The 23,884-nt window shown below is 67.6% G+C and carries 25 protein-coding genes; 14 read left to right on the top strand and 11 right to left on the bottom strand.

Annotated features, from left to right (window positions below; translation table 11 throughout):
* The first annotated feature begins 291 nt into the window (after nt 1–291).
* On the top strand, nt 292–2,679 hold the full coding sequence (locus P7V53_RS04575) for a penicillin-binding protein 1A (RefSeq protein WP_280154297.1): 2,388 nt from the start codon (nt 292–294) through the stop codon (nt 2,677–2,679).
* 4 nt (nt 2,680–2,683) lie between these two features.
* Here the strand turns inward: P7V53_RS04575 and cyaY are convergent, their stop codons facing one another.
* Nucleotides 2,684–3,016: an iron donor protein CyaY gene (cyaY, locus tag P7V53_RS04570; RefSeq protein WP_280156432.1), complete on the bottom strand. Its 333-nt coding sequence runs from the start codon at nt 3,014–3,016 to the stop codon at nt 2,684–2,686.
* 48 nt (nt 3,017–3,064) lie between these two features.
* On the opposite strand from cyaY, the gene P7V53_RS31515 reads away from it, so the two are divergent.
* Complete coding sequence (locus P7V53_RS31515) at nt 3,065–3,247, top strand: lipoprotein (protein WP_348273460.1); 183 nt, start codon at nt 3,065–3,067, stop codon at nt 3,245–3,247.
* Nucleotides 3,244–4,518: a diaminopimelate decarboxylase gene (gene lysA / locus P7V53_RS04565; protein ID WP_280154296.1), complete on the top strand. Its 1,275-nt coding sequence runs from the start codon at nt 3,244–3,246 to the stop codon at nt 4,516–4,518. Before P7V53_RS31515 ends, lysA begins: the two co-directional genes overlap by 4 nt.
* Here the strand turns inward: lysA and P7V53_RS04560 are convergent.
* The 8 genes from P7V53_RS04560 to P7V53_RS04525 form a co-directional block, all read right to left on the bottom strand.
* On the bottom strand, nt 4,477–5,526 hold the full coding sequence (locus P7V53_RS04560) for an oligopeptide/dipeptide ABC transporter ATP-binding protein (RefSeq protein ID WP_280154295.1): 1,050 nt from the start codon (nt 5,524–5,526) through the stop codon (nt 4,477–4,479). The genes lysA and P7V53_RS04560 overlap by 42 nt on opposite strands.
* A gap of 59 nt (nt 5,527–5,585) precedes the next feature.
* Nucleotides 5,586–6,569 carry an ABC transporter ATP-binding protein gene (locus tag P7V53_RS04555; RefSeq protein ID WP_280154294.1) on the bottom strand — a complete coding sequence of 328 codons (984 nt, stop codon included), beginning with the start codon at nt 6,567–6,569 and terminating at the stop codon, nt 5,586–5,588.
* Nucleotides 6,570–6,575: 6 nt separating this feature from the next.
* Entirely contained in the window at nt 6,576–6,971 is a 396-nt protein-coding gene (locus tag P7V53_RS04550; protein ID WP_280154293.1) for a hypothetical protein, read from the bottom strand.
* 16 nt (nt 6,972–6,987) lie between these two features.
* Nucleotides 6,988–7,962, bottom strand: a complete 975-nt coding sequence (locus P7V53_RS04545) for an ABC transporter permease (protein ID WP_280154292.1) — start codon at nt 7,960–7,962, stop codon at nt 6,988–6,990.
* On the bottom strand, nt 7,949–9,523 hold the full coding sequence (locus P7V53_RS04540; RefSeq protein WP_280154291.1) for an ABC transporter substrate-binding protein: 1,575 nt from the start codon (nt 9,521–9,523) through the stop codon (nt 7,949–7,951). The genes P7V53_RS04545 and P7V53_RS04540 overlap by 14 nt, the downstream gene beginning before the upstream one ends.
* 38 nt (nt 9,524–9,561) lie before the next feature.
* Entirely contained in the window at nt 9,562–10,767 is a 1,206-nt protein-coding gene (locus P7V53_RS04535) for a M20 aminoacylase family protein (RefSeq protein ID WP_280154290.1), read from the bottom strand.
* On the bottom strand, nt 10,767–11,750 hold the full coding sequence (locus tag P7V53_RS04530; protein ID WP_280154289.1) for an ABC transporter permease: 984 nt from the start codon (nt 11,748–11,750) through the stop codon (nt 10,767–10,769). Before P7V53_RS04530 ends, P7V53_RS04535 begins: the two co-directional genes overlap by 1 nt.
* A gap of 250 nt (nt 11,751–12,000) precedes the next feature.
* Nucleotides 12,001–13,017 carry a porin gene (locus P7V53_RS04525; protein ID WP_280154288.1) on the bottom strand — a complete coding sequence of 339 codons (1,017 nt, stop codon included), beginning with the start codon at nt 13,015–13,017 and terminating at the stop codon, nt 12,001–12,003.
* 297 nt (nt 13,018–13,314) lie between these two features.
* On the opposite strand from P7V53_RS04525, the gene coq7 reads away from it, so the two are divergent.
* Nucleotides 13,315–13,938: a 2-polyprenyl-3-methyl-6-methoxy-1,4-benzoquinone monooxygenase gene (gene coq7 / locus P7V53_RS04520; protein ID WP_280154287.1), complete on the top strand. Its 624-nt coding sequence runs from the start codon at nt 13,315–13,317 to the stop codon at nt 13,936–13,938.
* Between the two features lie 10 nt (nt 13,939–13,948).
* Here the strand turns inward: coq7 and P7V53_RS04515 are convergent, their stop codons facing one another.
* Nucleotides 13,949–14,371, bottom strand: a complete 423-nt coding sequence (locus P7V53_RS04515; RefSeq protein WP_280154286.1) for an OsmC family protein — start codon at nt 14,369–14,371, stop codon at nt 13,949–13,951.
* A 330-nt stretch (nt 14,372–14,701) separates the two neighbouring features.
* Between P7V53_RS04515 and ilvA the strand changes: the two genes are divergently transcribed.
* Entirely contained in the window at nt 14,702–16,285 is a 1,584-nt protein-coding gene (ilvA, locus tag P7V53_RS04510) for a threonine ammonia-lyase, biosynthetic (protein ID WP_280154285.1), read from the top strand.
* A 94-nt stretch (nt 16,286–16,379) separates the two neighbouring features.
* Entirely contained in the window at nt 16,380–17,444 is a 1,065-nt protein-coding gene (locus P7V53_RS04505; RefSeq protein ID WP_280154284.1) for a nicotinate-nucleotide--dimethylbenzimidazole phosphoribosyltransferase, read from the top strand.
* A 7-nt stretch (nt 17,445–17,451) separates the two neighbouring features.
* Here P7V53_RS04505 and P7V53_RS04500 read toward each other — a convergent pair whose 3' ends face one another.
* Nucleotides 17,452–18,150, bottom strand: a complete 699-nt coding sequence (locus P7V53_RS04500; protein WP_280154283.1) for a type II secretion system protein N — start codon at nt 18,148–18,150, stop codon at nt 17,452–17,454.
* Nucleotides 18,151–18,210: 60 nt separating this feature from the next.
* Between P7V53_RS04500 and gspG the strand changes: the two genes are divergently transcribed.
* The 8 genes from gspG (at nt 18,211) to gspN (ending at nt 23,883) form a co-directional block, all read left to right on the top strand.
* The gene (gene gspG, locus P7V53_RS04495; protein WP_280154282.1) at nt 18,211–18,657 is read left to right on the top strand and encodes a type II secretion system major pseudopilin GspG; all 447 of its coding nucleotides are present in this window, start codon (nt 18,211–18,213) and stop codon (nt 18,655–18,657) included.
* A gap of 17 nt (nt 18,658–18,674) precedes the next feature.
* Nucleotides 18,675–19,118, top strand: a complete 444-nt coding sequence (locus P7V53_RS04490) for a prepilin-type N-terminal cleavage/methylation domain-containing protein (RefSeq protein ID WP_280154281.1) — start codon at nt 18,675–18,677, stop codon at nt 19,116–19,118.
* Nucleotides 19,115–19,483, top strand: a complete 369-nt coding sequence (gspI, locus tag P7V53_RS04485) for a type II secretion system minor pseudopilin GspI (RefSeq protein WP_280154280.1) — start codon at nt 19,115–19,117, stop codon at nt 19,481–19,483. The genes P7V53_RS04490 and gspI overlap by 4 nt, the downstream gene beginning before the upstream one ends.
* A complete protein-coding gene (locus P7V53_RS04480) occupies nt 19,480–20,091 on the top strand; it encodes a prepilin-type N-terminal cleavage/methylation domain-containing protein (RefSeq protein WP_280154279.1) in 612 nt (203 codons plus the stop codon). The genes gspI and P7V53_RS04480 overlap by 4 nt, the downstream gene beginning before the upstream one ends.
* 4 nt (nt 20,092–20,095) lie before the next feature.
* Nucleotides 20,096–21,067: a type II secretion system minor pseudopilin GspK gene (gene gspK, locus P7V53_RS04475; protein ID WP_280154278.1), complete on the top strand. Its 972-nt coding sequence runs from the start codon at nt 20,096–20,098 to the stop codon at nt 21,065–21,067.
* A gap of 133 nt (nt 21,068–21,200) precedes the next feature.
* Complete coding sequence (gene gspL, locus P7V53_RS04470; protein WP_280154277.1) at nt 21,201–22,472, top strand: type II secretion system protein GspL; 1,272 nt, start codon at nt 21,201–21,203, stop codon at nt 22,470–22,472.
* Nucleotides 22,469–22,984: a type II secretion system protein M gene (locus tag P7V53_RS04465; RefSeq protein ID WP_280154276.1), complete on the top strand. Its 516-nt coding sequence runs from the start codon at nt 22,469–22,471 to the stop codon at nt 22,982–22,984. Before gspL ends, P7V53_RS04465 begins: the two co-directional genes overlap by 4 nt.
* The gene (gene gspN, locus P7V53_RS04460; protein ID WP_280154275.1) at nt 22,981–23,883 is read left to right on the top strand and encodes a type II secretion system protein N; all 903 of its coding nucleotides are present in this window, start codon (nt 22,981–22,983) and stop codon (nt 23,881–23,883) included. The genes P7V53_RS04465 and gspN overlap by 4 nt, the downstream gene beginning before the upstream one ends.
* Nucleotide 23,884 lies beyond the last annotated feature (1 nt).

The following is a 23,884-nucleotide window of genomic DNA, read 5'->3' as shown; positions in this document are numbered from 1 at the left end:
AGAAAGCTCACAAGGAGGCCCTCTCCCAACGCGCCACTCAGAGCGGTGGACTGTTAATAAGTTACTTCAATGCTAGCAGTAAAGCCTTTGAGCGACAACGCAATTTCCGTTTCCGAGCCCCTGTTCTCGTTGCGAAACCAAGACGTGTTCGTAACCAAAACAGCCCATTTTTGGGGTGAACCCTGATGCCTTCGGAAGTCATTTCACGCTTCGTTGCCAACCTGTTCACGGCAATCCCGAATCAGCTGTAACTGCCTTTCTATAATTCTTCGCAGCACCCTCTGGAGTCCCATGAGCTCACCCGAGCACGAGGCCGATCGGCCGTTTCGACCGCCCTCCTCCCGCCGCCCGTCTTCGCCGATGCCGCCCTGGGCCCGATGGCTGTCCCGCCTCGCGCTGTGGCTCGTCGGGCTGGTCGCCGCTGCGGCGTTGTCGGTGCTGATGGTCGCGGCGATCGCGCTGTCGGTCGCGTATCCGAACCTCCCCGAGATCGCGAGCCTCACCGATTACCGGCCCAAGCTGCCGATGCGCATCTTTTCCGCGGACGGCGTGTTGATCGGCGAGTTCGGCGAGGAGCGGCGCAGCTTCGTGCCCATCGCCGAGATTCCCAAGGTGATGCAGCAGGCAGTGCTGGCCATCGAGGATGCGCGCTTCTACGAGCACAGCGGCGTCGACTACAAGGGCGTGGTTCGCGCCGCGTTCGCGCAGTTCAGCGAAGCACGCAGCCAGGGCGCATCCACCATCACGATGCAGGTGGCGCGCAACTTCTATCTCTCCACCGAGAAAACCTTCACCCGCAAGATCTACGAGATCCTGCTGGCGCTCAAGATCGAGAGCCAGCTCACGAAGCCGCAGATCCTCGAGGTCTACATGAACCAGATCTATCTGGGTCAGCGCGCCTACGGCTTCGCCTCCGCCAGCGAAATCTATTTCGGCAAGCCACTGAAGGAAATCACGATCGCCGAGGCCGCGATGCTCGCGGGCTTGCCGAAAGCGCCGTCGGCGTACAACCCGATCGCCAACCCCAAGCGCGCCACCGTGCGCCAGCTCTACATCATCGACCGCATGCTGGACAACGGCTTCATCACGTCGCAGCAGCATGAAGCGGCACGCGCCCAGCCATTGCGCTATCGCACCCCGACCGACGTGCCGGTGCACGCGGAATACGTGGCGGAGGCGGCACGCCAGCTCATCTTCACGCAGTACGGCGACGAGGCCTACACACGCGGCCTCAACGTCTACCTGACGATCGACTCCGGCGAGCAGATGGTCGCGTACCGCGCGCTGCGCAAGGGCATCATGGACTACGAGCGCCGCCAGGTGTATCGCGGTCCGGAGGCCTACATCGACCTGCCGGCCAACCCGCGCGAGCTCGATGCGCGGATCGCCGAGGCACTGGTCGACCATCCCGACAACGACGAGATCAAGGCCGCCGTCGCGCTGGAGGCCGGACCGAAGAAGGTCGTCGCGGTGCTGCAAAGCGGCGAGTCCATCACCATCACCGGCGACGGCCTGAAGCCTGCAACCTCCGGGCTGTCCGAGAAGGCGAATCCGAAGACCGCCATCCGGCGCGGCGCGGTGATCCGGCTGGTCAAGGGCGGCCCGAAGAACGACACCTGGTTCATCACGCAACTCCCGGAGGTCGAAGGGGCGTTCGTCGCGATGGACCCTCGCACGGGTGCCGTGCACGCGATGGTCGGCGGGTTCGACTACGCGAAGAACAAGTTCAACCACGTGACCCAGGCCTGGCGCCAGCCCGGGTCGAGTTTCAAGCCGTTCATCTATTCGGCGGCGCTGGAAAAGGGATTCACGCCCGCGACGGTGGTCAACGATGCGCCGCTGTTCTTCGACGCGGGCACCACGGGCAGCCAGCCGTGGGAGCCGAAGAACTACGACGGCAAGTTCGAGGGACCGATGTCTCTGCGGACCGCGCTGAAGAAGTCGAAGAACATGGTGTCGATCCGCATCCTGAAGTCGATCGGCCCGCCGTATGCGCAGGAATGGGCGACGCGCTTCGGCTTCGAGGCGGAGAAGCATCCCGCCTACCTGACGATGGCGCTGGGCGCCGGCTCGGTCACGCCGCTGCAGATGGCCTCGGCCTACTCGGTCTTTGCCAATGGCGGCTATCGCGTCAATCCATTCCTGGTCAGCCGGCTTACCGACAGCAAGGGCCGCGTCCTGACCGAACCCAAGCCCTCGGCGCTCGACGAATCCATGCGCACCATCGAAGCGCGCAACGCCTTCGTGATGACCAGCCTGATGCAGGAGGTGACTCGGTCGGGCACCGCAGCGGGCACGCAGGACAAGCTCAAGCGCACCGACGTGTACGGCAAGACCGGCACGACCAACGACTCGATGGACGCCTGGTTCGCCGGCTACCAGTCGCATCTGGTGGCGGTGGTCTGGATCGGCTATGACACGCCGCGCAAGCTCGGCGATCGTGAAACCGGCGGCGGCCTGTCGTTGCCGATCTGGGTGGACTACATGCGCTACGCGCTCAAGAGCATCCCGCCGAGCGAGATGTCAGCGCCCGACGGCGTGGTCAACCTCAACGGCGAGTGGTACTACGAGGAGTACACGCACGGCAGCGGCATCAGCAGTGTCGGGCTGGAGGACAAGCTGCCGACCACGCCCACCGAGGAAGAGCGCAAGAGCATCCTCGACCTGTTCAAGCGGTGATCGCTCAGGCGTTGCGCGCGAAGGCGATCCTGACACCGGCCTGTTCGCTGGCACAGGTGGACAGGGCCTCGAAGAATTCGCGGCCTTCGCGGTCGAGCCAGCGGCCGTCGACGTACTTGTAGTGATAGCCGCCCGCGCGCGCCGCCATCCACAGCTCGTGCAGGGGCGGCTGTGTGTTGAGCACGATCTTGCTTCCGTTCGGAAAGCCCAGCTCCAGCAGGCCGCCGGTGCGGTGCGCGTCGATGTCGACCACATCGTCCTGCAGGAAGCGGTCCACCGCCGCTTCCACGCTGGCCAGCACGGCGGCGGCCTTCGCGTGGTACTCGCTGTCCGACAACGGGGTGGGAACGATCTCGAGGGACATGGTCGGTAAAATCGAAGCGGTATGCCGAAGCGCCACAGCAGTTTAGCCCGCAGGTCCGTCGTGATGACGGCAGCAGGCTCTTTGCTCGCGGCGCTGTCGCTGCTGTCCGCCTGTGGCCAGAAGGGCCCGCTGACACTCGCGACCCCGAAGCCGCCTCCCGTGCCGGCCGCCGCGCCGGCCTCCTCACCTTCAAGCGCTCCATGATCCTGCCCGGCTCGCCGCATGTCGCCTACCGAGGCGACACGCTCTTCATCGAGGACTGCCCGCTGGCCGGGCTGGCAGCCGAGTTCGGCACGCCGCTGTTCGTGTATTCGCAAACCGCCATGCGCGAAGCAGCGGCCGGATGGCGCAGTGCGCTGACCGGCCGCGACCACCTCATCTGCTATGCGATGAAGGCCAACTCCAGCCTTGCGGTCCTGCAGACCTTCATCGAGGCCGGCTGCGGCCTGGACATCGTGTCGGGCGGCGAGCTCGAGCGTGCACTGGCAGCCGGCGCCGACCCCGAGCGCATCGTGTTTTCCGGTGTCGGCAAGAGCCGCACCGAGATGCGGCAGGCGCTCGAAGCCGGCGTGCTGTGCTTCAACGTCGAGAGCGAAGCCGAGCTCGACGTGCTGTCCGCAGTCGCCACGCGGCTGCGCCGCACGGCCCGAATCAGTCTGCGCGTCAATCCCGACGTGGACGCCGGCACGCATCCGTACATCTCCACCGGACTGAAGGCCAACAAGTTCGGCGTGGCGCATCAACGCGCCGTCGCGGTCTATCGCCACGCCACCACGCTGCCCGGCATCGAAGTCGCGGGCATCGATTGCCACATCGGCTCGCAGATCACCGAGGTGGGGCCCTACCTCGACGCTCTGGATCGCGTGCTCGACCTGGTCGAGGCGGTCGAAGCGGAAGGGATCCGCCTGCATCACCTCGATCTCGGCGGCGGGCTGGGCATCACCTACACCGACGAGACGCCGCCGGCCGCCGATGCGCTCGTGAGGGCGCTGCTCGAGCGCATCGACGAACGCGGCCACGGCCACCGACGCATCCTCTTCGAGCCGGGCCGGGCGCTGGTCGGCAACGCCGGCGTGCTGGTCAGCGAAGTGCTCTATCTCAAGCCTGGCGACGCGAAGAGCTTCTGCATCGTCGACGCGGCCATGAACGACCTGATGCGCCCGGCCATGTACGAGGCGTGGATGGGCATCGTGCCGTGCCGCCGGCGCGACGCCGCGCCGAGCATCTACGACGTCGTCGGCCCGATCTGCGAATCGGGCGACTGGCTCGGGCGCGACCGGGCGCTGGCCGTGGAGGCCGGCGATCTGCTGGCCGTGCTGTCGGCCGGCGCCTACTGCATGAGCATGGCGAGCAACTACAACACGCGCGGCCGCGCGGCCGAAGTGATGGTGCGCGGCGACAGCGCCTGGCTCATCCGCGAGCGCGAGAAGCCTTCAGAGCTGTTCCGCGGCGAGCGCTTGCTGCCGAAGGTCTGATCGCGGCTGCGGCGACAGCCGCCCTTCCTCGATCGCGTGGCACGCGATCTTCACCCCCTGGATGTCGAGCAGCGCAGGGCGCTCGCTCTTGCAGCGCGCGTTCGCATGCGGGCAGCGAGGATGGAACGAACAGCCGCTCGGCGGATTGAGCGGGTTCGGCACTTCACCCTGCACCGGCGTGCGCGGCCGGCCGCTCATCCGGATGTCCGGAATCGCGTCCAGCAGCATGCGCGTGTAGGGATGGCGCGGCTGCGCAAACAGCGTGGCCTTGTCTGCCCATTCGACGAGGCGGCCGAGGTACATCACCCCCACCTCGTCGCTGACATGCCGCACCACTGCGAGGTTGTGCGAGATGAACAGGTACGTCAGGCCGCGCTCGCGCTGCAGCTCCTTCATGATGTTGAGGACCTGCGCCTGCACCGACACATCGAGCGCCGAGGTGGGCTCGTCACAGACGAGGAACTCCGGCTGCGTGGCCAGCGCACGGGCGATGGAGATGCGCTGCCGCTGGCCGCCCGAAAACTGGTGCGGGAACTTCTCCATGTCGCCGGCCCCGAGCCCGACCGACTTCAGCAGCTCGCCGACCCGGGTCTTCTGCTCGCCGCCGTCGCGGATCAGCGCATGTTCGATCAGCGGCTCGCCGACGATGTCGCGCACGGTCCAGCGCGGATTGAGGCTGGCGTATGGGTCCTGGAAGATCATCTGCATGCGCCGCCGCAGTGCGGATGCCTGCGATCCTGCCAGCGTGGCGCGGATGTCCATTCCGTCGAACAGCACCTGGCCGCGCGTCGGCGTGTACAGGCCGACCAGCAGCCGCGCAACAGTGCTCTTGCCGCAGCCCGACTCGCCCACCAGCGCCAAGGTCTTGCCGCGCTGGATGCTGAAGCTCACGCCGTCGACCGCGTGGACGAATTGCTTGGGCTTGCGTTCGACAACGCGGTTGAGCCACGGCGCCGAGACATTGAAGGTCTTCGCAAGATCGCGAACCTCGACCAAGGGAGGACTCATCGGACTCCCCTGCGGGCTGCGCGCTGCGGGATGATCGCTTGGGGAGCGGCCCGGCGAGTTCATGCCGCCGCCTTTTGCGGCAGGTCGTGCAGCCAGCAGGCCGCGCGCGTGGCGCCGGCATCGAGCAGGTCGGGACGCTCGGTGCGGCAGCGCGCGAAGACGTGCGGACAGCGCGGGTTGAACGCGCAGCCGCTCGGAATCGCGTTGAGCCGCGGCATCGCGCCGTCGATCTGCAGCAGTCGAGCGCGGTCGTCGTCCATGGACGGGATGGAGCCCATCAGCCCCACGGTGTACGGATGGGCCGGCGCGTGGATCACGTCGTGCACCGGCCCGATCTCCGCAATGCGGCCGGCGTACATCACGGCCACGCGATCACAGGTCTCGGCAATCACGCCCATGTCGTGAGTGACCAGCATCGCCGCCGCGCCGTGCTCCTTGCACAGGCGCTTCAGCAGCGAAATGATCTGCGCCTGCACCGACACGTCGAGCGCCGTGGTCGGCTCGTCGGCGACGATCAGCTGAGGCTCCGCGGCAAGCGCGAGCGCGATCACCACGCGCTGGCGCATGCCGCCCGAGAACTGATGCGGGAATTGATCGAAACGCTGCTCCGCGGCCTGGATACCGGTCTCCTCGAGCAAGCGAATGGCACGCCGGCGCGCCTCGGCGGCGCCGACCGGCAGGTGCGTCTGGATGGTCTCGGTGAGCTGCCGGCCCACGGTATACAGCGGGTTCAGGGACGTCAGCGGGTCCTGGAAGATGGCGCCGATGCTGCGCCCGCGCACGCGGCGCATCTCCTCGTACGGCAGGTTGTCGATGCGCCGTCCCTGGAAGCGGATCTCGCCGGCGGCAATCCGTCCTGGAGGATCGAGCAGCCCGATGATCGATGCGCCGGTCAGCGACTTGCCGGCGCCCGACTCGCCGACGACCCCGAGAATCTCCCCCGGCGCGATGTCGAACGAGATGTCGTCCAGCGCGACCAGCGTGCCGCGGCGCGTGGGGAACTCGACTCGGAGACGGCGGACTTCAAGCAGCGGCGAGGTCATGCGGCGTCATTTGGCTGGCGGTGGGGTGCAGCCGGACACCGGCTCTTCGTGATCGATCTTCACCGTGAAGTCGGTTGCCACGCGGGTGGGCTTCACCGCGACGAGGTAGTAATGGGTGCACGGCTTCACTTCGAGGTTGATGGTCCGCTCCTCGCCGAATCGATGCAGGTGGTCGGGCAGGGTCTGCACCGCCACCACGCGCGGTCCCGGCTCGACCAGTGCCGGCGTGGAGGGCATGGTCGACTTGCCATCGACCTTGGTCACCAGCACGGGATAGGTGTCGATCGGCGCCTGGTAGTAGCGCCGCCCGTCGAGCTTCGAATAGTGGAAGTCGGTACTCGCGCAGCCGGCGATCGCCAACAGTGCGGCCGCCGCACCCGTGGTCTTCAACACTGCCTTCATGTCATACCTCCAGGCATCAACGCAACCGAGGATTCAGCGCGTCGCGCAGCCAGTCGCCGAGCAGGTTGACGCTCAGGGCGATCAGCACGAGCACCGCGCCGGGAAAGATGGTGATCCACCATTCGCCGGAAAACAAGAAGTCGTTGCCGACCCGGATCAGCGTGCCCAGCGAAGGCGAGGTGGGCGGCACGCCAACGCCGAGGAAGGACAGCGTCGCTTCGATGATGATGGCGGTGGCCACCTGGATGGTCGCCAGCACCAGGACCGGCCCCATCACGTTGGGCAGCACGTGGCGGCGCATGATGCGCAGCGACGACACGCCGATGACGCGCGCGGCCTGCACGTACTCCTTGTTCCGCTCGACCAGCGTGGAGCCGCGCACGGTGCGTGCATATTGAACCCAGCCGGTCAGCGAGATCGCAAGGATCAGCACGGCGAAGGCCAGCGTGTCGTGGGCGTTGGGGAACATCGCGCGGCCGACGCCGTCGATCAACAGCGCCACGAGAATCGCCGGGAACGACAGCATCACGTCGCAGAACCGCATGATGAAGGCGTCGGTCTTGCCGCCGACGAAGCCGGCCAGCAGCCCGAGGCTCACGCCGAGGACCATCGAGAGCAGCACCGACGCGACGCCGACGAACAGCGAAATGCGCGCGCCGAACATCAGCGCCGACAGGATGTCGCGGCCCTGGTCATCCGTGCCCAGAAGGTATGCGCTCTTGCCGTCCGCCATCCAGGACGGCGGCAGGCGAGAGTCGGCCAGATCGAGCGTGGCCAGGTTCTGCGTGTCGTGCGGCGCCACCACGTTGGCGAACACCGCGCAGAAGACGCACACGAACGCCACCGCCGCCGCGCCCATGGCCACCGGCGAACGGATGAAGCTGTGCCAGACGTCGCTGTCGAAGAAGCGACCCAACGCCCGAGGCGCGCGCTCTGCCGTGACCTGCGCAGCAGGCCGGGTCGTCGCCAGCCGGACGTCACCGTGCTCCATTCACCGTGATCCACTTGAAGAACATGCGGTTGTCGGGCAACTGCACCAGGCTGACGTGCTTGCCGAAGCCCCACGCCAGCGCCTGCTGGTGCAGCGGGATGTGGCCGATGTCGTCGGCATGCACCTTGAACGCTTCGCGGATCGCTTCGTTGCGGCGCTTGTCATCAGTCTCGGTTTGCACCTTCAGCGCGAGCTCGTCGAACTTCGGGTTGCTGTACGAGCCGAGGTTGAACTGGCCCTGCCCCTTGTCGGTCGGCGTGGACATCAGGTTGTACATCGCGTCGTGCGCGTCGTTGGTGCTGGGTGTCCAGCCGAGCAGGTAGAAGCTGGTGTCCCGGCGCAGGATCTTGGGGAAATAACTGACCTTGGTTTCGGTCTGCAGGTTCACCTTGACGCCGATGCGCGCCAGGTTTGCGGCCACCGCCTGGCAGATCTGGCCGTCATTGACATAGCGATCGTTCGGGCAGTTCATGCCGACCTCGAAGCCGTTGGGATATCCGGCCTCGGCCAGGAGCTTCTTGGAAGCCTCGGGGTCGTGGGGCAGGCGCTTGTTCATGTCGGGCTGGAAGCCGCGCACGCCGGGCCCGATCATCTCGGCGGTCGGCGTGGCGGCATTGCGCATGACCCGCGACTTGATCGCCTCGACGTCGATCGCCTGGTAGAAGGCCTGGCGCACACGCTTGTCCTTGAACGGGTTCTTGCCCTTGACGCTGGAAAACAGCAGCTCGTCACGCTTCTGGTCCATGCCGAGGAAGATGGTGCGCAGCTCGGGACCTTGCAGCACGGTGAACTTGCCGCTCGCCTTGACCCGCTCCACGTCCTGCAGCGGCACGGGCTGCAGCACGTCGACCTCGCCCGACAGCAGCGCCGCGACCCGCGTCGCATCGTTGCCGATCGGCGTGAAGACGACCTCGTCGACGTTGCCCTCGACCTTGTTCCAGTAATTGAAGTTGCGCACGATGACCGTGCGCGTGGACGGCTGTCGCTCCTTGAGGCGGTACGGCCCGGTTCCGTTGCTCTTGAACGAGGCCGTGTTCTCCACGCCCTTGCGACGGTCCACCGGCCGCTCCGCCTTGTTCTCCTCGCACCACTTCTTGCTCATCATGTAGAGGCTGGTGAGCGTGTCGGGCAGGATGGGGAAGGGCGCGTTGGTTTCGATGTCCACCGTGTGGCTGTCGACCTGGCGCACGTCCTTGATCGGCGAGGTGTAGCCCTTCATGTCGGAGCCGTCGGCGGCACCACGCTTGAACGAGAACAAGACATCGGTGGCGGTGAACGGCGTGCCGTCATGGAAGGTGACGCCCTTGCGCAGCTCGAAGCGCCAAACCGTGGGCGAGGTCTGGGTCCACCGGGTCGCCAGAAGCGGCGCCAACGACATGTCCTTGTTGCGTCCCACCAGCGGCTCGTAGATGCTGCCGGTGAAGCCGAGCTGCAGCGTCTCGTTGAGCGAGTGCGGATCCATCGACTGCACGTCGCCTGCATCGGCCACCCGCAGCGTGGCTGCTTGGGCGACCCAGCAGGTGAGCCAGGCGGCGCCACACACAAGGTGCTTCAGGGTCATGGAGTTTCTCCGTCGTCGTTGCAGCGTGGGCATGCGAGCTAGAGCGGCATGGCCCGTTCGATCAGGCTCGCCAGGAACGCGCCGCCGAGCGGCAGGATCTCGTCGTTGAAGTCGTAGCGAGTGCTGTGCAGGAAGCAGCCTCCCTCGCCTCCCTGGCCGATGCGCAAGTAGGCGCCCGGCTTGGACTGCAGCATGAACGAGAAGTCCTCGGCGCCCATGCTCGGCGAGAGATCGCGGATGACCTTGTCCTCACCGACGAGCGAGGCGGCGACGTCGCCGGCAAAGCGCGCCTCGTGCGGGGTGTTGATCGTCGCGGGGTACATGCGGTGATAGTCCAGCCGGGCAGTCGCACCGAAGCCCAGCGCCACCGATTCGACCAGGCGACCCAGGCGCTCCTCGATCATGTCCTGCACGTCGCGTTTGAAGGTGCGCGCGGTGCCGATGAGCTGCGCCTGCCGCGGGATGACGCTGAAGGCGCCCAGGTCACCGGCCTGCATTGCGCACAGGCTCACCACGGCGCTGTCGAGCGGGTTCACGTTGCGTGCCACCAGGCTCTGCGCCGCAGTGATGATGTGGCCTGCGACCAGCACCGGGTCGATCGCCATGTAGGGATGCGCGCCGTGTCCACCGCGGCCCTGGATGGTGATCTCGAAGCGATCAGCGGCGGCCATCATGGCCCCGCTGTTCACACCGATCACGCCGGGCGGCAGGCTGGGCCAGTTGTGCATCGCGTAGACCGCATCGACCGGGAAGCGGTCGAACAAGCCGTCGTCGATCATCGCCTTGGCGCCGGCAAATCCCTCCTCGCCCGGCTGGAAGATCAGGACCGCGGTGCCGTCGAATTGCCGTGTCTGCGCCAGGTACCGCGCCGCGCCGACGAGCATCGCCGTGTGTCCGTCGTGGCCGCAACCGTGCATCAGGCCTTGCGACGCTGAGCGCCACGAGAAGTCGTTCTCTTCGCGCATCGGCAGTGCATCCATGTCGGCGCGCAGCCCGATCATCCGGCCGGATTCGGCTCGTGTGCCGCGCACCACACCGACCACCCCGGTCTTGGCAATGCCGGTATGCACCTCGTCGACGCCGGCCAGCCTCAAAGCCTCGGCCACGCGGCCGGCCGTGCGCACCTCCTCGAATCCGAGCTCGGGATGCGCATGCAGATCGCGGCGAAACGCCGTCAGTTCCGAATGCCACGCGCGCAGGCGCTGGTAGGCGCCTGCGCGGACCGAATCGACCGCTTGCAGCATCAATGGGCTCCCGCCGCCTTTTCGATGCGCAGGCGCGGATCGACGGCGAAATAGAGCAGATCGACCGCGAGGTTGATCAGCACGAAGATGAGCGCGATGAGGCACAGGTAGGCGGCCATCACCGGGATGTCGGCGAAGGTCACCGCCTGAATGAACAGCAGCCCCATGCCCGGCCACTGGAAAACCGTCTCGGTGATGATGGCGAAGGCGATGAGCGATCCGAGCTGCAGGCCGGTGATGGTGATGACCGGCACCATGGTGTTCTTCAGCGCGTGGCCGAAGTACACAGCGCGGTTGGGCAAGCCGCGGGCGCGCGCGAACTTGATGTAGTCGGCGCGCAGCACCTCGAGCATCTCGGCGCGCACGAGCCGCATGATGAGCGTGAGCTGGAACACAGCCAGTGTGATCGACGGGAGGATCAGATGTTTCCATCCGTCGACCGTGAGAAACCCTGTCGTCCACGACCCGAAGGCGATCACCTCGCCGCGCCCGAAGCTGGGCAGCCATTTCAGCGTGACGGCGAAGATGAGAATCAGCAGGATGCCGATCAGGAAGGTCGGCAGGGACACCCCGAGCAGCGACAGCGTCATCATCAGCTGTGACGAGAAGGTGCCGCGCCGCAGCGCCGCGTACACGCCCATCGGGATGCCGACAGCGAGGGCGATGAAGGCTGCCGTGACGGACAGCTCCAGCGTCGCCGGCAGCCGCTCGACGATCAGCGAGGACACCTTGCGGCCCTGCCTCAGGCTCAGGCCGAACTCGCCGCGCACCGCATTGCCGACGAAGCGCGAAAACTGCACCGGAAAGGGCTGATCCAGCCCCAGGTCGGCGCGCAGCCGCTCGCGCTGCATGGGCGTCGCGTCTTGTCCCAGCAGGTTGGTCACCGGGTCGCCCACGTACTGGAACAGCATGAACGCGATGAACGCGACGCTCAGCATCACGATCACGGCTTGGGCGAGGCGGCGAAGGACGAAAGCGAGCATGGATGGATGCCGGAGCGACAGGCCGGTGGGGCAGCCGTTTCCGCGACTCGGCGACGCGTGGATGACGCGGCGCCCTGCGATGTCGCGCGAGACACCTATCTGAGCAAAACGGATGCCGCCGGCAAAGAGGGTATGTCCCGAGGCGATGCTCGCCTCAGCGGATCGCTGCTCGTACGACGGCGCGAAGGGCCGGACATGAAAAGGGCCGCCCGAAGGCGGCCTTGAATCGAATTCGCGACAGGGCCGCGAATCAGAACACGTGCTTCACGCCGAACGCGAAAGCGCGGTTGTTGGACTGGTTGTCCTGCTTGCCCAGGCCGACGTCGGCATAGACGTTCGTGCGCTTGCTGAGCGGATAGTCGTAGCCGAGGCCCAGCTTGGAGATGGTGTTGTTGTCACCCTGGGGATCGAGGCGACCCCAGCCGGCCTTCAGGCGGCCCGGGCCAAGGTTGGCCGAAGCCGTGATCTCGACCGTCTTGTTGGTGATGGTGCCGCCAGCCAGCTTGGCGCGCGCGTAGTACAGACCCGGCTTCACGAAGCCGAGGTCATAGGTCGCGCCGATGTTGAACAGCGAGTTGCCGTCGGTACGGTCCGCAGCCATCGGGGGGCCTTCCTTCAGCTTCTCGTAGCCCAGGCCGGCGTAGATCGGGCCGGCCGCGTACTCGACGTTGAAGCCGGTATCGCGCGGAGTGCTGTTTTCACCCAGACCGACAGCCACGTTGGCGGTCAGGCCACCCCAGTTCGGCGTCTTGTAGCCCACCGTGTTCGACGTGCGAGCGCTGCCGCCGGTCGGAATGACCGCCGACGGGGTGTTGAAGCCCGCCCACGACATGGCCGTACCGAACTGGCCCACGCCGTCGTTGCCGAACGGATCGAGCTTCAATTGAACCCAGAACGCGGGGGTGTATTCACGACCCAGATAGATGCGGCCGAGATCGTTGTGGCTCAACTGGACGTAGCTGCGGCCCTGCCAGAACGGGGGGGAGCTCTGGGTGCCGTCGTCCGGATTGAAGCGGTGCTCGATCTGGAACTGCGCCGAGAGCCCGCCGCCCAGATCTTCATTGCCCCGGAACCCCAGGCGGGACGAAGCCGACTGCTTCTCGATCCATGCCTTGGAGGTGCCGTTCGCGCCCACGTTGGCAGCCGTACCGCCATTGCCCTTGGTGATGGCCAGGTCCAGCAGACCGTAGATGGTGACCGACGACTGCGCCGACGCAGCACCAGCGAATGCGCCCAGAACTGCGAGAGCGAGCAGAGATTTTTTCATTGCGACTATCTCCTAGGTTGAACAAGAGGTCCCGATCGGATGCACCCTGCCTCGAGGGCTGATCAGGCCAAACCCCCTCAGCGGAAGTTGGATGTATTGCACCAGAGCCCCTCACCGTTGCAAAGGATTGGAGGGGGGAAAGAGGCCTTTATGTTGTCTGTGCACAACGAGCCGAACACTCGCCGGTGCGGCCGCGACGGCAGCCCGAATCACGCGCCGCGGCGCATCTCACTGGGTGAAAGCAGCGTCGTGGCTGCGCTATGCTGAGTCGGTCTTGACCGCCCTGGCTGAACAACGATGGACCGTCTGCTCGTCGCCGCCGACAACGTCTTGCGCACATTGAGCGGCGCCAATCACGCGGGTCGCGCATCGCCTTCGCAGCACCTGGGTCCCGATGATGAAAGGCTGTCCGAAGCGGACCGCCGCCACGCGGGCGGCCTCATGCGCGTCAATCACGTCGGCGAGGTGTGTGCGCAGGCGCTGTACCAGGCGCAGGCGCTCACCACACGCGATCCGCGGCTGAAGCAGCACTTCGACCGCGCGGCGCGCGAAGAGACCGATCACCTCGCATGGACGCAGCAACGCCTGGACGAACTCGGGGCCTCGCCCAGCATCCTCAACCCACTGTGGTTCGCCGGCGCTTTCGCCATCGGCCTCGTGGCCGGCCGGATCGGCGACGCGACCAGCCTGGGCTTCGTCGTCGAGACGGAGCGACAGGTCGAGCAGCACCTCGAAGGCCATCTCAACGCCCTGCCCGCGCACGATGAACGCTCGCTCGCCATCGTGCGGCAGATGAAGGAGGACGAGGCACGCCACGCGGTCGACGCCCAGCAGGCAGGGGCCGCCGACCTGCCGCCGCCGGTGCGCTGGGCGATGCGCGCGGCGGCCAAGGTGATGACGACGACCGCGTACCGGGTGTGAAGGAGCGCCGCTACGCGGCCACGATCTCGAAGGAGGTCGTGATCTCGGCCGTCTTGCCGAGCATGATGGTGGCCGAGCAGTACTTCTCGTGCGACAGGTGGATGGCGCGCTCGACTGCCGATTCGGCCAGGCCCTGGCCGCTGACGGTGAAGTGCAGGTGGATTTTGGTGAAGACCTTGGGGTCCGCGGCGGCGCGCTCCGATGTCGCCTTCACCTGGCAACCAGACACCTGATGCCGCCCGCGCTTGAGAATCAGCACGACGTCGTACGCGGTGCAGCCGGCGGTACCCGCGAGTACCGTTTCCATCGGTCGCGGCGCCAGGTTGCGCCCGCCGCCGTCCGGCGCCCCGTCCATCACGAGCACATGGCCGCTGCCGGTCTCCGCGACGAACGCCATGCCGGTGGCGGCAACCCAATTGACGGTGCATTCCATGATCGGATCCTGTGCGTGCCGCACGAAAGAGGGGCGAAATCCTGACGCAGGTGCGAATTGTGCATCGCGTCACGTATTTTCGACGCGCCAGCCTAGCCAAACGGGCCGATAAATATTGCGGCGCAGCAAAGGAGGGACTACACTGGATCGCATTGGAAGGGCTTGCGAATCGACACCACGATTCCACCGTTCCAGCCGGTTGTCTCCTCCACCTCCTCCATTGGTGGATTCGGCCCAAGGCAGCAATGCCTTGGGCCTTTTTCTTGCCCCGGCCACCGCGACACGCTGACGTATGATCCGGCGCCCCAAAACATCCCCCAGGAGATCTCGATGGCCGGCCGCTCAGGCGCGCAGCAGAGCCCGAAGAAGAGCCGGTCCGGCGGCAGCGCTTCCCGTCCCCTACCCTTGACGGCGTATCTGCAGAAGATTCTGACAGCCCGGGTGTACGACGTGGCCCACGAGACGCCGCTCGAGCCGGCGCGCAGCCTGTCCAAGCGTCTGGGCAACCAGGTGCTGCTCAAGCGGGAGGACAGTCAGCCGGTCTTCAGCTTCAAGCTTCGCGGCGCCTACAACAAGATGGCGCACCTGTCGCCCGAGCAGCTTCAGCGCGGCGTGATCTGCGCGTCGGCCGGGAATCACGCGCAAGGCGTCGCGCTGGGCGCGAAGCGCCTGGGTTGCCGCGCGATGATCGTGATGCCGGTCACCACGCCCCGCGTCAAGGTGGACGCGGTGCGCTCGCTCGGCGGCGAGGTCGTGCTCCACGGCGAGAGCTACTCCGACGCGTACCTGCATGCCCTGGAGCTGGAGCGCGAGCACGGCCTGACGTTCGTGCATCCGTTCGACGATCCTGACGTCATTGCCGGCCAGGGCACGATCGCGATGGAGATCCTGCGCCAGCATCAGGGCCCGCTGGACGCGGTGTTCGTTGCCATCGGTGGCGGTGGTCTCATCGCTGGCGTCGCGGCCTACATCAAGTCGGTGCGGCCGGAGATCCAGGTGATCGGCGTGCAGACCGAAGACTCCGACGCCATGGTGCGATCCGTCAAGGCCGGCAAGCGGGTGCAGCTCAGCGACGTGGGGCTGTTCTCCGACGGCACCGCCGTGAAGATGGTCGGCGAGGAGACGTACCGCCTCGCCCGCGAGCTGGTCGACGACTTCGTCGTCGTCGACACCGACGCCGTCTGCGCCGCCATCAAGGACGTCTTCGAGGACACGCGCAGCATCCTCGAACCCGCCGGCGCGCTCGGCGTGGCGGCAATCAAGCAGTACGTCGAAACGCACAAGCTCAAAGGCCGCACCTTCGTCGCGATCACCTGCGGCGCCAACATGAATTTCGACCGGCTGCGCTTCGTCGCCGAGCGTGCCGAAGTCGGTGAGGAGCGCGAGGCGCTGTTCGCCGTCACGATCCCCGAGGAGCGCGGCAGCTTCAAGCGCTTCTGCGAGCTGATCGGCCCGCGGTCGGTGACCGAATTCAACTACCGCATCTCAGACGCCAGGCTCGCGCACGTCTTCGTGGGCATCTCCACCTCGAGCCGCGGCGAGTCGGAGAAGATCGCACGCAACTTCGAACGGCACGGCTTTCCCACCATCGACCTCACCCACGACGAGCTGGCCAAGCAGCACGTGCGCCACATGGTCGGCGGCCGCACCGAGCTCGCGCACGACGAGCGCCTGTACCACTTCGTGTTCCCCGAGCGTCCGGGGGCGCTGATGCGCTTTCTGTCGAGCATGCATCCGGAGTGGAACATCAGCTTGTTCCACTACCGCAACCAGGGTGCCGACTACGGACGCATCCTCGTCGGGATCCAGGTCCCCAGGCAGGACAAGAAGGCGTTCCGCGAGTTCCTCGACACGCTGGCTTATCCGTGCGAGGACGAAACCGACAACCCGGTGTATCGGCTCTTCCTGAGGTGATTCGGCGCAACAGCGCCGTTTGCCTCCGGCGATCCCCCGGCCCCACAATCGACGCCAGAAGCGGCGGCCGCCGCATCACCATCACCGGGTGCCCATGTCCGTCAACCGCTCGCTGATCGCACCGACGACCAACCCGACGCTCGAACAGGCGTTGCGGGACAAGCTCAAGCGCCGCAGCGAAACCACTGGCGCGCTCGGCGAGCTCGAGCCGCTTGCCATCCGTCTCGGGCTCATCCAGAACACGCTGAAACCGCGCTTTCGTGCGCCACAGCTCGCGCTGTTCGCGGCGGACCACGGCCTGGCGGTCGATGGCATTGCGGCGCCCGGACGCATGTCGACGTCCAAGCTCGTGCACAACCTGCTGACATCGCAGCTGCCGGTATCGGTGTTCGCTCGCATCCAGGGCCTGGAACTGTCGGTGGTGGACTGCGGCGTTTCCGAAGCGGTCGCTCCACATGCCCGCCTGCTGGCGCGCAAGATCGCGCACGGCACGCGCAACGCGCGCGTGACCGCAGCCATGTCGCTCGACCAGGCGCACGCGGCCATTCGCGCCGGCATGGAGATCGGCGACGCGCTTCCGGGCAATGTCGTGGCCTGCGCGGGAATCGGCGTCGGCTCCAACGAAAGCGCGGCGCTCGTGCTGTCCCGCCTGACGGGCGCAAACGTGCGCGACCTCGTCACCGCCGGGCCGGCGATGAACGAAGAGGACCTCAATCATCTCCAGATGGTGCTGTACGGAGCGCAAGGCCGGCACAAGGACGTCACGGATCCGGTCGAGGTGCTGGCCGCCTTCGGCGGCTTCGAGATCGCGCTGATGGTCGGCGTGATGCTGGTCGCCGGCAGCAAGCGGCACCTCATCATTGCCGACGGCATGCCGGCTTGCGCGGCGTTGATGGTGGCTTCGCGCATTGCGCCGGCTGTCACCGATTACTGCGTCTACTGTCGCAGCCACAGCCACCAGGGACTGGATGTCGCGCTGTCGCTGTTCCACACCTCGGCGCTGCTCGAGCTCGGGATGGAGAGCCTGGACGGCACCGGAGCGACGCTGGCCTGGCCGCTGGTGCGCAGCGCGGCGGCGCTGCTGACCGAAGTGGCCGAAGGCGAGGACCCCGGCCCGACGCATCCGGCTGAGCCCACCGAAACCACCAGCAAGTTCTGAGACCGCCTTACTGAACCGCGGGCGAGCGTTCCTGCATCTCCCGCGGCGTGGTGCCAGGCGCGCTGCGCGACTGCAGCGGCCCGCGGGCGCCGCCGGGCATCGCAGGCACGACACCGGGTGAAGCGGGCACAGCTCCCGGCGTCGCCACAGCCCCCGGCATCGTCGGCGGGGCCGCCGGCGATACCGGCGCCACGGGTGTAGGCGGCACCGGCATCGGCGGCACGGGACCGGCCGCCGGCGGCGTGATCGGCATCGGCGCCGGCAAGGTGCCGGTGGCGGCGACGGGCAGAGGGGGAACTTCGAGCACGACGGCGGTGGCGCCGCGCGCCGGTCCGATGGCCGCGGTACGCAGACTGACCGATTGCAGAACCAGCTCGCCGTCGATGGCAGACCCCACCCGGTATGCGCGCGGCATCTTGCCGTCGACGGCGATCAGCGCGACGCCATGATCTCCGGGCGCCTTGGGCGCCATCACGCCGGTGAGCTGGAAGCGAGACGCCAGCGCAGGAGCTTGCGCGCTGGGCATGGCGGCCACGGGCGGCGCACCGAACAGCCGCGTCAGATCGGCTCGCACCGGCGCCGAGTCGCCCACCGCCACCGTGTGCACCGGGGCGCTGGGCGCGCGCACCGCCAGACGCAGGCCCCAGAAAACCGCGCACGCGGCAACCAGGGCCCAGATCACAAAAGCGGACAGTCTTGCCGGCATGCGGCGATTATCATTCAACGGGCTCAACGCGCCGGCTCGGCGCCGTCAGGAAACGCAACGATGACAAGAACTTCCACCGTGCCGACGCGCGCGATTCGCCGCCGTCGCGGCTTCACCTTGATCGAGCTGATGGTGGTGCTTGTCATCATCGGCGTGCTGGCCGCGCTGATCGTTCCGAACGTGCTCGACCGCGCCGACGACGCCCGCGTCACCGCCGCGCGAACCGACGTCAATCGACTGATGCAGTCGCTGAAGCTCTACAAGCTGGACAACCAGCGCTATCCGACCACCGAGCAGGGTCTGCAAGCACTGGTCGTCAAGCCGACCTCCGGCCCCATCCCGCCGAACTGGAAGCCCTACGTCGACAAGCTGCCCAACGATCCGTGGGGACGGCCTTACCAGTACGCCAACCCTGGGGTGAAGGGCGAGATCGACGTCTACAGCTTCGGCGCGGACGGCGCGATCGGCGGCGAAGGCAAGGACGCCGAGATCGGCTCCTGGCAGTGAGGCATGCGGCGGCTGCGATGGGCGCGAAGCTGCGACACCGAGGCTTCACGCTCGTCGAGCTGCTGGTCGTGGTCGCACTGATCGCCATCGCGTCCGGCCTGGCCAGCCTGGCGCTGCGCGATCCCACCGCCAATCGACTCGAGCAGGAAGGCGCGCGCCTCGCGGCGCTGCTCGAATCGGCACGCGCCGAGGCACGCGCTTCCGGACTCGCGGTGCGCTGGGAACCGCGCAGCAGCGCGAGCAGCACCACGGGCTTTCGCTTCGTCGGATTGCCCGCCACCAACGCCCTGCCCGACCACTGGCTCAATGAAGGCGTGACTGCCGACATCGTCGGCGCGCGCGCCGTCGTGCTGGGACCGGAGCCGCTGATCCCGGCGCAGCGCATCGTGCTGAGCCTGGAGGACCGCCGGCTGACGCTGGCCACCGATGGCCTCGGGCCTTTCGAAGTGGGCACCGAATGAACCCGCGGCGCGGCGCGAGCGGCTTCACGCTGATCGAAGTGATGGTGGCGCTGGCCATCGTCGCCATCGCGCTGGGCGCCGGCATCAAGGCGGCCGGCGCGCTGGCCGACAACGCCGAGCGCCTCACCGACGTGAGCCTCGCCCAATGGTGCGCCGACAACCAGCTGGTCGGCTTGCGGCTGGCCCGGCCGGCGCTGCAGATCGGCGACAGCGAGTTCTCCTGCGAGCAGATCGGCCACAACTACCGCGGCAAGCTCGTCGTGCGGCCGACGCCCAACCCGAACTTCCGCCGCGTCGACGCGCAGATCTCCACCGAAGCCGGACAGCCGGTGCTCGGCATCTCCACGGTGCTGCCTTCGCGATGAGCCCCAGCGCCTCGAAACGTTCGCGCGGCTTCACGCTGGTCGAGGTGATGGTCGCGATGATGGTCATGGCGATCCTCGCCGTGATGGCCTGGCAGGGCGTCGACGGCATCGTCCGCACACGCGAAGCCAGCCAGGGGCGCCTGGAGCAGACGCTGCGCCTGAACACTGTCATCGGCCAGCTCGAGCAGGACCTGGCCGCCGTGCAGGAGTCGCCCGCCGTGCCGGGCATCACCTTCGACGGTGCCACGCTGCGCATCACGCGGCGGGCCGAGCGCGGCCTGCAGGTCGTGGCGTGGTCGCTGCGTCCCGGCCCCGAAGCCAATCCGGGCGCCGGACTGCTGCAGCGCTGGGCCGGACCGCCGAGCACGCGCGGCAACGAGCTGCAGGAGACCTGGATGCGCACGCAGCAGTTCCAGGGCAACGAAGTCGGCCAGCTGCGCACGCTGACGGGCGTGGCGCAATGGCAGTGTTATGCGTTTCGCGGCAACGCCTGGTCCAACTGCCAATCCACCGGCCAGGGACTGCCCAACGGCGTGCGGCTCGTGATCGAGTTCGGTGGCCCCCAGATCACCGGCAGCCTGACGCGCGACATCGCGATCGGGCCCTGAGCCGATGAAAAGGATCGCGCCTCCCACGCAGCATCGCGAGCGCGGCGCGGCGCTGCTGACCGCGATGATCATCGTCACGCTGGTCGCCACGCTGTCGGCGGCCATGGTGTGGCAGCAGTGGCGAGCCGTGCAGATCGAGTCCGCCGAGCGGGCCCGTCTGCAGTCGGCGTGGATCCTCAACGGCGCACTCGATTGGGCGAAGCTGATCCTGCGCGAGGATGCGAAGGCCAGTGCCCAGGTGGACCACCTCGGCGAGCCGTGGGCGGTTCCGCTGGCCGAGGCACGGCTGTCCACCTTCCTCGCCGTCGACAAGAACAATGCCGACGACGCACCGGAGGCCTTTCTGTCCGGCAGCATCACCGACGCGCAGTCGCGCTACAACCTGCGCAACCTGATCGACCAGAACGCGATCGTCCCGGCCGAGTTGGAAGGCCTGAAGCGCCTGTTCCAGGCGATCAACGTCGCGCCGGATCTGGCCGTCACCATCGCCGAGGGATTGCGCGGCGCCCTCGCGCCGCCGGACTCCAACAACAAGTCGGCCAATGCGCCCTTGATGCCGCAAAGCATCGAGCAACTGGCGTGGCTGGGCATCGATGCCGAAAGCGTGCAGAAGATGGAGGCCTATGTCGTGCTGCTGCCCGAGCGCACCGCGGTCAACGTCAACACCGCCCCCAAGGAAGTGCTGGTCGCCGCCATCGACAACCTCGACCTGGGCACGGCCGAGCGCATGGTGCAGACGCGCCAGCGGCAGCCGTTCAAGACGCTCGACGACATCAAGGCTGTGCTTCCGGCGACCACCGCCCAGTCGCTGTCGCAGGCGCGGGCCTTCGTTGTCTCGAAGTTCTTCGAAGTGCGCGGCCGGCTGCGACTGGAGGACCGGGTACTGGAGGAAAGCTCGCTGGTGGAACGGCGTGGAATCGACATCATTCCGCTGTCGCGCCGGCGCGAAATGAGCCGTGAGGCGCTTTCCGGCTGATCCCGACCCGCGTGTTCACCATGCTGAGGCCATCTCCAACAACATGCCGTAAGTCATTGATTTGTTAAGGATTGTAGTTCTTAGCCCCCTACAATCGTCGTAGCCTGCCGGGCGCTGCCAGCGCCTCGTCCACATGTCGCTTCTCGTCATCCAGATCGCTCCCCGTCAACGATTGCGCGCCCGCGTCGACGGCGCGACCGCGCCCGACAGCGCCCGCCTGACCGACGAATACAGCTACGCGCTGACGCCCGACGGTCTCGTGCTGGAGGCTCAGGGCCAATGCGCGGCATCGCTGTTGCCCAAGGCGGACAGCGTGGTCGCCGTGCTCGCTGACGCCGACGTGAGCTGGCACCGCATCACGCTGCCAAAGGCCCCGGCCGCGCGCCTGCGCGCGGCGCTGGTCGGCCTGCTCGAGGAAGCGGTGCTCGAAGACGCCGAGCTCACGCACTTCGCCGTCGCGCCGGATGCGGCTGCGGGACAGCCGACCTGGGTGGCGAGCATCGATCGCGCCTGGCTGCGCGCCGAGCTGGCTGCACTGGAGCAGGCAAACGTCTTCGTCGACCGCATCGTGCCGTCGGCCTGGCCGGACGATCCGCCCGGCGGCCACTTCGCCGAGACCGACTCGCAGCACAACGGCGGTGAGGAGGGCATCTCGCTCACCTGGTCGCATCCCGAGGGCGTGGCCTGCCTGCGGCTGCACGGCGGGCTGGCGCGCGCCGTCGTCCCGCGCCCGGCCCCGCACGGCACGCGCTGGAGCGCCACGCCCGGGGCCGCCGCGGCCGCCGAGCAATGGCTGGGTACCACCGTCAACGTCATGCCGCCGGCGCAGCGCCTTTTGCAGGCCGCGCGCACGCTGTGGAACCTGCGCCAGTTCGACTTCGCACGACGCAACCGCGGCACGCGTGCGCTGCGCGACGGGATGCGTCAGTTCATGAGTCCGGCCTGGCGTCCCGTGCGCTGGGGGCTCGTCGGCCTGATCGCCGCCAACATCATCGGGCTCAACCTGTGGGCGCTGCACCAGCGCTCGGCGATCGAGTCGCGGCGCGAGGCGGTGCTGGGGGTCGTGAAGACCGCCTTTCCGAAGCTGAGCGAGAACGAGATCCGCCGCGCCCCGCTGCTGGTCATGCAGCGCGAAGCCGATGCCCTGCGGCTGGCTGCAGGCAAGCCCGGCGACACCGACTTCGAGCCGATGATGCAGGCCGCCGCGATGGCCTGGCCGGCCGACCAACCCCCGGTGGACAACCTGCGCTACGAGAACGGCCGGCTGTCGCTGTCGGCACCCAGCTGGGCTCAAACCCATCTCGAGCAGTTCCGCAGCCGGCTGCGCCCCGCCGGCTGGCAGGCCGACAAGGGGCCTGACGGCCGCGTCAGCATCACGCGCGTCGGCACCGGAGGACCACGATGAATGCACGCGCTGTCACCTTGCCGCCGGCCTTCGCAAGCCTGCGCACCCAGGCGCGCGCACGCTGGCGCAGCTTCGCGCCGCGCGAAAGGCTGGCGCTGGGCGTCGGCGGCGCGCTGCTCGTCGTCTTCATCGCCTGGAGCCTGCTCGTCGCGCCGGCCTGGCGGGTGGTACGCGACGCACCGGCGGAGCTCGACCGCATCGAGGTTCAGCTGCAGCAGATGCAGCGCCTGGCTGCCGACGCCAAGGGCGTGAAGGGCGCACCGTCGGTGTCGCCGGCCCAGGCGGTGGCGCCGCTGAAGGCAGCCACCGAGCGGCTCGGCGACAAGGCCTCGCTGGCATTCCAGGGCGAGCGTGCCACGCTCACGCTGTCCGGGGTGTCGGGGGAAGCGCTGCGCGACTGGCTGGGGGAGGCGCGCAGCGCCGCCCGCGCGCGCCCGATCGACGTGCAGCTCACGCGCACGCCCGACGGTTACGCCGGACTGGTGGTCGTCACCCTGGGAGCCGGCTCGTGATTCGCACCCTGATCGGCCGCAAGGGCTCACGCCGCGGGTGGGCCAACACCGTCGCGGCCACCGGCTGGGGGGAATCCACCTACGCCGAGCTGCAATGGGACAAGTCGCGCAGCGCGGCCATGCGTTGGGGTGTTGCCGGGGCGGTGGTCGGGTTGCTGATCGGCCTCGTCGCCTTTGCGCCGGCCGCCTGGCTCGCCGGCGCCGTGGCCTCTGCCACCAATCAACGTCTCCTGCTGGCCGACGCACGCGGCACCATCTGGTCCGGCAGCGCCGTGCCGGTGCTGACCGGCGGTCCCGGCAGCCGCGACGCCAGCGCCCTGCCCGGCCGCATGGAGTGGACACTCGGTGTCAAGGGCCTCGGGTTCGAGCTGCGCGCCAGCCAGGCGTGCTGCCTCAACGGCACCGTCGTCCTGGAGTTGAGGCCGGGCCTGGGCCGCATGAACGTGACACTGGTGCCGTCGCAAGGCGGATGGATCGGCCAGTGGCCGAGCGCCTGGCTGGGCGGGCTGGGCACGCCCTTCAACACGCTGCAGCTCGGCGGATCGATCCGCCTCACCTCGCCGGGCATCACCTTCGAGACCGTCGAAGGCCGCACGCTGGTGCGCGGAAGAGCCGATGTCGAACTGGTCAACGCCTCGTCGCGCCTGTCGACGCTCGATTCGCTGGGCAGCTACCGCCTCACTCTCAACGGCGACGCGGCGAGCGCGGGCACCTCGCAGCTCAACTTGTCCACCCTCGAAGGCGCGCTGCAGCTCACCGGCAGCGGCACCTGGGGCGCCGGCGGCGTGCGCTTTCGCGGCGAGGCACGCGCCGCGAAGGGCGACGACGCGGCGCTGTCGAATCTCCTGAACATCATCGGCCGGCGCGAAGGTGCACGGTCCGTCATTTCGATCGGATGAC

It is taken from the genome of Piscinibacter sp. XHJ-5 (genome assembly GCF_029855045.1).
Taxonomy (GTDB): domain Bacteria; phylum Pseudomonadota; class Gammaproteobacteria; order Burkholderiales; family Burkholderiaceae_C; genus Albitalea.
The sequence above is the reverse complement of the archived record's forward strand: the minus strand, read 5'-3'. Positions and strand labels throughout refer to the sequence as shown.